Raw genomic sequence first — 8559 nt, 5'->3', positions numbered from 1 at the left:
CGGTCTCCTTCGGGTTGTCGGTGAGGTCCGCTACGCCGAATCTCCACGCGTCCGATCCATTGTAATCGATCTCCTTTTGCGCCTCGCGACCACCCTCGCTCGTACCGGCAGACCAAAGCTCAGGGGCCCTCTCCAGAAGGTGATCCCGCACGGGAATGAACGATCGACTCGCTTTTCCGCAGCCCCAGATGCCGAAATTGCACTTTTTGACCGCAATATCCAATTGCAGATACAGATAATACTCTGCGTCTTTGTCGCAGTAGAGCGTCAGTCCATAATAGGACGTTCGCCCTTCCCTCGACCTCTCGATATCTTCGGCCTGATGCTGCTTCAGCTTGGCGCCGATTAATGCGGAGAAAAAGCCCCGAACATAGCCCGGTATCGATTCATCATCACCCGCGTCTTGCTCGGCGTCCGAGACTACCGTAACTTTCGCCGAGTTGAGCACATGCTTCAAGACCTTTGCTTCGTTTTCTGAAAAGCTGCCGTCCGAGCTTTCAAAGCTTACGGCGTCGCGGAATGCGCCGACGAAGCGACGGAATCGAGCCGCTTCAGTCTCCTTCGCAGCAAATCTCGGGACCAGGTCAGCCACCTCGCCTGTCTTCTCAACCCGCTCGAACCGGTACGGGTTTCCAGGAACAGCGTTGAGTTTATGCCGTATGATGTTGATCATGCTCGTCTTGCCGGTACCCCAGTCGCCCTGTATGCCGATGGTCATCGGCGTATCGCAGCGACGGATGAAATCAGCCAGTATCTGAGCATGCTCGGCGAGTTTCAGGTTGTCGCCTGCTTCGTTGGAAAGGGGGTTCGTCTTTGATTCCCCAGATGCTCGGCTGGGTTTGGTCCACGGTGGTTCCTCCTCGATATTGCAGCGGTCGGTTCTCGGATGGTTTGACAAGACGGCAGGTGGCGTTATGCCGTCAAAGGGCCAGTTAGGTCAGATGGACCGGCAAGGCATCGTCGTGTTCTTGTCGTCAATCTCTGGCGGCGAAAGGTCCACCGCCCATGCGCGCAGCCGCTCGGGCTCGATGCCGGCGGCGGCGAGCAGACCCAGCAGTTCCTGCTGGCGGGGCTGGCCGAAGACGACGCGGTAGGCGGCGAGCTGACGCTTCAGGGCAGCAAAGGCTTCGATCTCCCGGGGCCAGGGCATCAGCGGCACCCGCCGCTCCACCTTCCAGGGTCCGGGGGCGACCCAGCAGGGCACGAGATCGCTGTCGCCGCGGGCGCGGGCGGCCTGCTCGGCCAGGGCGAGCAACAGCGCCCAGGGATCATCGCCGGGCCGCCAGGCCACCAGCGCGTCGGCGCCGTGCACGGCGGCCAGGTTGCGCCGGATGGCGTGGCCCTTGTAGCGGTTCACGCGGCCCTCGCGCTGCTCTAGGTCCACCGGGTTGCCGGGCAGGTTCCAGTGCACGATGCGATGGCACCAGGGGTGGAAGTCGAGCCCCTCCTGGCCGATGGAGGTACTGGCGAGCACGAAGGGCCGAAAGGGGCTGTTGAAGGCGGCGCGCACCTGGTCTTGGCTGAGCTGGCGCTCGATGTCGCCGGCACCGGCGCGGGCGTTGCCGAAGCGCACGGCGAACACGGTGCGCAGCCGCAGCTCTTCCTCGACGACGGTACCGTCGCGCCGGGCCTCCAGAAAATGCGCATGCACCCGCGCCTGCGGCGGCTGTACGGACGCCGCGATCCGATCCACGCAGCGCTCGGCAACCACCAGCGGATCTTCGGTATCGCCCCAGGCCTGCTGCTCGCGCACTAGGTGCCAGGTCTCGTCCAGCACTGCCTGGAGATTGCCGTCGATGCAGTAGCCGAGCACGCGGCGCCAGTAGGCGTCGTCACCGCCCTTGCCGCTGTCGTCGTCAGCGCCGGCGGCGCCGCGCCGCAGCAGCGCGATGACGGCCGGGCGGTTGAACAGGTGCCAGAACGCCAGCGCCAGCACCACGGCCAGCCGGCGGCGATCCATCGGCCCGATGCCGGCGGCGACCAGCATCCGCGCCGCGAGCACCGCCGGCGCGCCCAGGGCCGTGTCGGCGATCACGCCCGCGAGCCCGGCCGGGCGGCGGCCGAGGCTGCGCGGATCGAGGTTGACGAGGTCGTCCACGTAAGCGGCGAAGGCGTCCGGATTCGGCGGCTCGACGACACCGCCGCCCGCGTCCACGACTGCACCATCGCGCCACTCCCGCAGCAGCACCGCGAGATCCGGGTCCAGCAGCAGCGGCCAGGCCCACTCCCAGCGCCGGTCCACGAGGCCGCTGACCGGGTCCGGCAGTTCCGCGAGGAGGTGCTCCACCTGCGCCTGCACATGGGCGCGCCGATCGCTGCCCGGCGGTGCCGCCAGCGGATGCGCCCGGTCCGCCAGGGCCAGACAGGGCAGCAGCAGCAGGAGCAGCCGGTGGCGGGCGCGGGTGCCGTCGCGGTCGCGCAGTTGCAGTAGCTGCGCGGTGTTGCTCAACGCCTCGTACTGCTCCAGGCGGCCACCGAGCATGCGTCGCTCCGCCTCGTAGCCGAGCCAGCCGCAGAGCACATCCGGCACCAGATTCCAGGCGGAGAACACCAGCGCCTTGGTGGCGCCCTCCTGGCCACGGAAGGCGCCATCGGCGGGCCAGTAGGGCAGCGTCGGCGGCAGCCAGAGCAGTTGCCACAGGCCGCCATCGAGCAGCGTCGCAGCGAGGTCCGCGAGCTTCGCATGGGCCGGTGCCAGGGGCTGCCAGGCTTGCAGCCGCCGGCGCTCCAGCAGCGCGCCGGGGTGCGCGGCCAGCACCGCGGCGAGGTCGTCCGGCTGTGCGGACCGCGCCTCGTCCAGCAGCGCATTGACGGCGTAGCCGCGCATGAAGTGCGGCAGGTAGGGCGCGGACATCCAAAACGGCAACGGGTCCTGGTCGCCGACACAGCGGAACAGGGCATCCGCCGCCAGATACTGGCGCACGCAGGCGGCGTCGACGTGCAGGGGCGGACAATGCTCGGCGACCATGGCATCGGCATCGGCGCTGGCGCCGACGCGCTCGCTGCGGCACATGATGCGCTTGAGCGCGCGCTCGACCCGCGCCTTGCATGCGTCCACGTCCGCCGGTGCACCGCTCGCGGCCCGCTTCAGCGCGAGGCCGAAGCGCGCCAGATCCGTGCGCAGTACGTCCACAGCGCCGGCGGCGGCATCGCCGCCGAGCAGCAAGCGGGTGGTGGCGAGGAAGTCGCTGTAATGATCCTCCTGCTCGATCTCCGCGTCGGTGGTGTAGAGCTTGTAGGGCGTCGCGGAGAGCAGCAGCGAGCGCACCGGCTCGCCCTTCGGCGTGCGCCGGCAGACCAGCGCCTGAAACAGCTCCGCGGCGGGATCGCGCTCGGCGCTGCCGGCGTCCAAAAGCCACTTGAAGCGCTGGAACTCGTCCAGGATCACCAGGTCCGGCTCCAGCGCGGCGACGCATTGATCCGCGAGCAAGGCCCGCAACCGGCCGATGACTCGGTTGCGCTCGGCGCGCAGCTCGGCGGGCCAGGCGTCGCGGCGCTTGCGGAACCGGGTCTCGGTGAGGTCAATGATGTCGTCGAGCAGGGCGCGGTCCGCGACCAGCGCCGCCCTGAACCCCTCGGCAATGCCGGGATCGAGGGGGCGCGGATGCTCGGTGAGCCGCCCGCGCCAGTAGTCGGTGCGGCCAACATTGCCCTGGAGCAGGTTCATGAGGCCCTTGGTGCGCGGCACCAGGGGCGCGGTGAGCGCGAACAGCACCTCACGCTCCGGCATAGCTCCAGTGGAATGCCCCATCGCAAACGAGGTGCCCGGCGTGAAGCTGACGAAGTTGAGGCGGCCGTCCCGCAGGCTCAGCCGGCCGTCGCGGGGCGCCAGCTCGGTGGCGAGCATGGTGAGCCGGGTCGCGAGCGAGGCCGCATGCTCGCCGTCGGCGCCCATGCTGAGCTTGGGCAGGTTGGCGCGGGCAATACCCTGGTTGGAGCAGATGTAGACGATGTCGATGCGCCCGACGCTGTCCCAGAGGTGGTCGATGGCCCGGGCGATGACACCGCGGGCGACCAGGGTCTTGCCCAGCCCTACCTCATCGGCCACCAGGAAGCGGGCGGTGCTGTCCGCGGCGAGAAACAGGCGCTCGAAGGCGTGCGCGACGGTGCGGCGCTGAAACGGCTTCAGCGGGGCCAACACCCGGTCCGGATCGGGGCGCTTCATGATGGGGTCGCGCCATTGAGGCGATCGGGCGTGCCGCCGAGCGCGGCGTCCACCGCCTGCCAGAGCGCCAGCAGCCCGTCCGGCACCAGCCGGCGGCCTTCATCGCTGGCACAGAGGTCGACGAGCAGGCGGCGCACCGGCTGCAGCCGCGCCGGGTCGCGGGCGGCGGCGCGCACCAGGTCCTCCAGCACCGCGGCGTCGGACCAGGCGGCCGGGTGGGCGGACCGAAGGGCGGGATGGGTTTCGCTGTCGTCGTCGCCGGCGGCCAGCCCCCAGTCCATGAGCCCCTCCAGGCCGCCCAACAGCGCGCGCAGGAACCGCAGCAGCCGCTCGGGGCTGTCGATGAGCACCCGCAGAATCTCGTGCACGCGCCCGTCCGGCAGGCCCGCGGCGGGCAGCTTGAGCGTGAAGGCCAGCTCCGGCACCGCGGCGTCGGCGCCCATTGCCACCGCCCGCAGCCGGAACGCGACGAAGGCGGTGAGCCGGCTGCCCGGCAGACGCCAGTTCACCGGGAGCCGCAAGGCGCGCGCCTCATCGCCGCGGATGCTGATGGGCCAGCACACGGCGGTGATGTCCGCCGGCAGCGTTGCGGTGCCGTCCAACGTCAGCGTCCAGTCGTCGCCGGCGGGCACCGCGGCCAGGCGCAGGTCCGACTCCGCCAAATCGTGCCGGGCCTGCTCCAGGCGCTGCTCGGCCGCCACCAGCGCCGCATCCGCCGGCGCCGGCTCCTGCCTGAAATAGGGCGTGCAGAGCGGCGCGATGCCGGCGCGGAAGCGCTCCAGGCCAAGGCCCTTATCGCGCGGACCGCGGCGGCCGGTGATCTCGGCCATGACCTCGACATTGCGGCCGCGGAAGGCCGCTTGGGTCAGGTTCGCGGAGCCCACCAGCCAAGTCGCATCCCGGCCCTGCTCGAAGCCGATAGCCTTCGCGTGCAGACCGGATGGCCGGCCCGCGGCGCGGTCGTCGGGCTCGCCGTCGGCGGCGTCGCCGAGCACCAGCACTTCCCAACCGTCCAGGGCCGCCGCCGGCAGCGCATCCAGCGCCTCACCGCGGGCGATGAGCGTGCGCGAGCGCCCGCCCGGCGCCGCCTGCGCGGCCAGAATGCCGGCGTCCACGAAGGGCGCCATGGCCAGCAGCGCGCCGGCGTCCGGCACCGGCCGCCAGGGTCGCGCAGTGCCGGCGCCGAGCCCGAGACAATGGAAGCGCACCGCGCCGTCACAGCCGGCCGGCGCCGGAAATCGGGTGCGCTCGACGGCATCGGCCAGCTCGGCGAGCAGCGCGTTCAGCGTCTCGGGTGGCCGGCTCAGACACAGTCCCGGCAGCGCCCGCAGCAGCTCTGCGAGCGGACGGGCCGCGCGATAGCGTTGCCGCGCCCCGGGGCGCGCCTCGCTCGCCAGCGCCAGGTCCCAACTGCGATCGTCGGTGAGGTTGCGCGAGAGCACCGCCATCCGCAGCAGCGCCGGCGGCGCCGCGGTATCGGCATCGCCATCCGGCACGAAGCGCGCCAGCCAGAGCTTCGGGTGAAAGGCGCCGCCGCCGGGCGCGACCACCGGATGGACGCAGGGCTCCAGCAGCGCGAACAGGCTGCGCGGGATGAGCGGCGCGCCGATGCCGGCCCGGTCCACGAACACGTGCACCCGCTGAGCGGCCTCGCGCAGCGCCACCAGCAGCCGGAGCGGCTCCTCCAAGAGCTCATCCAGGCCACCGTCGGCGCACGCCAGGATCGCCAGCGGCAGCGCCAGCAGGGTGTCGAGATCGAGGCTGTACGTGGTCAGCAGCGCCGCGTCCAGCCGCCAGCCCGGCGGCGGGCGCAACAGGTCCATCGCAACGGTGCGGGTCTCCGGCGAGAACATCAGGTCGGCTCGCCGGGCTCGGCGTCCGCGGGCGAGCGCCGGGTCGAGCCACTGCGCGCGCCATTCGTCGGGCTCCGACTCAGGTCCGGATGCAGGCCCAGATGCAGGTCGGCCAACAGCCGGCGCGCCTGCGACCAGCGGAAATCCATGCGCCCGACCCCGGCGCTGCCGGTCCAGTCCAGCAGTCGCGCGGGGTTTTGCAGGCGCGCGCGGTGGGCGCCCTTGAGCCGCAGCTCGCGCAACGCCACCAGCCGCCGCAGCGGCTCGTCCCGCCAGGCATACGCCGCCCGCTCGCCGACCGTGCGCTGCGCCCAGGTCTCGATCAGCTGCTGCTGTGCATAGGGCACCCGCTTGCCGCGCTCGGCCATGAAGGCCCAGAGCACCGATGGATCGAACGGAGCCTCCTCGGCCTCTGCCGCCGCCCATGCCTCGAGCGCGGCCCGATAATGCTCCACCCAGGTGTCCGCCGCGCCGCCGTCACCCGCGGCCTGGAGACGCGAGCGGGCCTCCGCCAGCAACAGGTTGTACAGCAGCGGCAGCCCCTCGACGCAGCGGGAGAAGCGTCGCGCCAGCTCGATGACATGCCGGAGCTGCGCCGGAGCGGCCAACGCGCTGGGATCGTCCCAGAACGCGTCCACCCGCTCGGCACCCCCCTCCCGCGCGAGCCAGGCCAGCAGCGTGCCCGCGCAGGCGCCCTCCCAGCGGCCTTGCAGAAACTCCGCCTCATCGGCGCGCAACGCGAAAGACACCCGCGACGGAAAGCCCTCGGGCGCGGCCGGCAGCCGCGGATGCCACACAGCGGCCTTCTCCAGCAGCACGCCGGGATCATCGGGATACGCCAGGCCGTGATGGCCGCGGTCGAGCGACCGGAAACGCGCGTGATACCAATTCTGGCTCTGCCCGGGCACGAACAGCCCCCAGCGGTTCAGCGCGCCCCAGTAGACCGAGCTCGGCAGCCGGTTCAGCGCCTCCCGCGATCACGTGCCGATGATGCCCCCGGCATCGTCGTTCTGCTCCAGCGCCGGAATCAGCGCCAACTCCGCCGCCCGTGCCGCGGCCGCCACATCCGCATCGGCGCCGAGCTTCGCCGCCAGGCGCTGGTACACCCAGGGGATGAACAGCACATAGCGCAGCCGCGTATGCAGCGTCGAGGTGCCGGGAAACAGCGCCTCGGCGAGCCCATCACGCAGGCTGCCGAGCCCCATCTCATCCAGCGTGCCCTGCTCGCGGAACAGATCCAGCACACGGCGCATGCGCTCCCGGTCCGCACTGGTTAGATCGATCCAGGTCAGCGTCGGCTCCACGCTTTGCTCCAAAAAGCCCCGATGCAGCGGCGAAGCAAGCCTAGCGCGCCGCCCCACCCCAAGCCAGGCGACGCGACAAGTGGCCACGTCGCTGGCGCTGCAAGCACCCCGCAGGACGTGCGGATAAACCCTTCTCATCCAGTGCCGATAAACCGGACATCTCGCGTCATCCGAAACCCTGCGCGACGAGCGCCCACCGCCGCCACCGACCCCCGCCGCGGCGAGCATGGCTCAACCAACCGCCGGCAACCGTTGACCACCCCCACCTCACGGGCTATCCTTATCGGCTTCGGGCGCGTAGCTCAGTGGGAGAGCACTGTCTTCACACGGCAGGGGTCGCTGGTTCGAACCCAGCCGCGCCCACCAGTCAAATCAAGCACTTGAGAGCCGGCCTTGGGCCGGCTTTTTCGTCTGTGCCCATCCTGTGCCCAAGCTGTGCCCCGATGCGGTGGGCAATCTGACCGGGGTCATGGGCAGACGTGACTCCTACCTGCAGTGGGGAGGTGCCCCCGGCGGCATTGCCACTGCCCCGTCCGGCATTACGAATTTCGAGGTCTCGCGCCCACCTGCTGGCCCTGGTGTCCAGGCGGTCTGTCTTGGTTGCGGGGCCATAGCTGGACACGGTCGCGCGATGCTCGTCAATTTCGCAGCAGCACCTCGCCGACGTAGACGATCGTCCCGCACTGATCGTTCCTGGGCTCGACCCCGAAGCTTGCTCGGCGCAACTCGGCTGCTTGTTGTCGAGTTGGCAGCGCGAAGCCGAACGGCTTGCTCCAGGTAGTACGCCAATACCCCAAGCCATGATCCAGACGGATCGTAACCGTTTAGCCCCCACCGCCATCGGAGCGTGCCGGGGCAGTCCGTCAGCCGGCGGGCACAGGCAGCGGGAGGGCTGGCAAGCCGCGGCGTCGTTGGCGCACGACATCGGCGATATAGGTCCACGGTGACGCGCCGCGCTTGCGGCAGGTCTCGATGACGCTGGCGAGCAGCGCGAACGCGCGGGTGCCTTGCGGGGTGCGGGTGCCCATGCCGATGCGCCGGGCAATGACCCAGTGTCGCAAGGCGCGCTCGGCTTCGTTGTTGGTCAGCGGCAATTCGGGATGATCGAGCACGACCCAGAAGGTGTCCCAATCGTTGAGCAGCTCGCGGGCGAGCGCGCGGGCTTTCTCGTGGCGGGCGTCGTTGGCCAGCCGCCGGCACGCGTCGAGCAGTACATTGAGCGTCGGTGCATGTCGGG

The 8559-nt window shown here is 70.2% G+C and carries 4 protein-coding genes, 1 tRNA gene and 1 pseudogene; 1 reads left to right on the top strand and 5 read right to left on the bottom strand.

The features are described 5' to 3' along the window. The 4 genes and pseudogenes from LJE69_RS16475 to LJE69_RS16460 all read right to left on the bottom strand — a co-directional run. On the bottom strand, positions 1-898 hold an 898-nt coding region (locus LJE69_RS16475), incomplete at its 3' end, for a P-loop NTPase fold protein (protein ID WP_296927113.1). Between the two features lie 39 nt (positions 899-937). Next, on the bottom strand, positions 938-4165 hold the full coding sequence (locus tag LJE69_RS16470; protein WP_296927112.1) for a helicase-related protein: 3228 nt from the start codon (positions 4163-4165) through the stop codon (positions 938-940). Continuing rightward, positions 4162-6018, bottom strand: coding sequence for a phospholipase D family protein (locus tag LJE69_RS16465; RefSeq protein WP_296927111.1), 1857 nt, complete (start codon positions 6016-6018; stop codon positions 4162-4164). Before LJE69_RS16465 ends, LJE69_RS16470 begins: the two co-directional genes overlap by 4 nt. After that, positions 6018-7322 (bottom strand): annotated as a pseudogene (locus LJE69_RS16460) (DUF6361 family protein). Before LJE69_RS16460 ends, LJE69_RS16465 begins: the two are co-directional and overlap by 1 nt. A 291-nt stretch (positions 7323-7613) precedes the next feature. Here LJE69_RS16460 and LJE69_RS16455 point away from each other — a divergent pair. After that, a tRNA-Val gene (locus LJE69_RS16455) sits at positions 7614-7688 on the top strand. A gap of 497 nt (positions 7689-8185) precedes the next feature. On the opposite strand, the gene LJE69_RS16450 is transcribed toward LJE69_RS16455, so the two are convergent. Further along, positions 8186-8559: transposase (locus tag LJE69_RS16450; protein ID WP_296927110.1), on the bottom strand; the 374-nt coding region annotated here is incomplete at its 5' end.

The sequence above is a fragment of the Thiohalocapsa sp. genome (assembly GCF_022340605.1).
GTDB lineage: Bacteria > Pseudomonadota > Gammaproteobacteria > Chromatiales > Chromatiaceae > Thiohalocapsa.
This window is presented reverse-complemented; position numbering and strand designations above follow the sequence as displayed.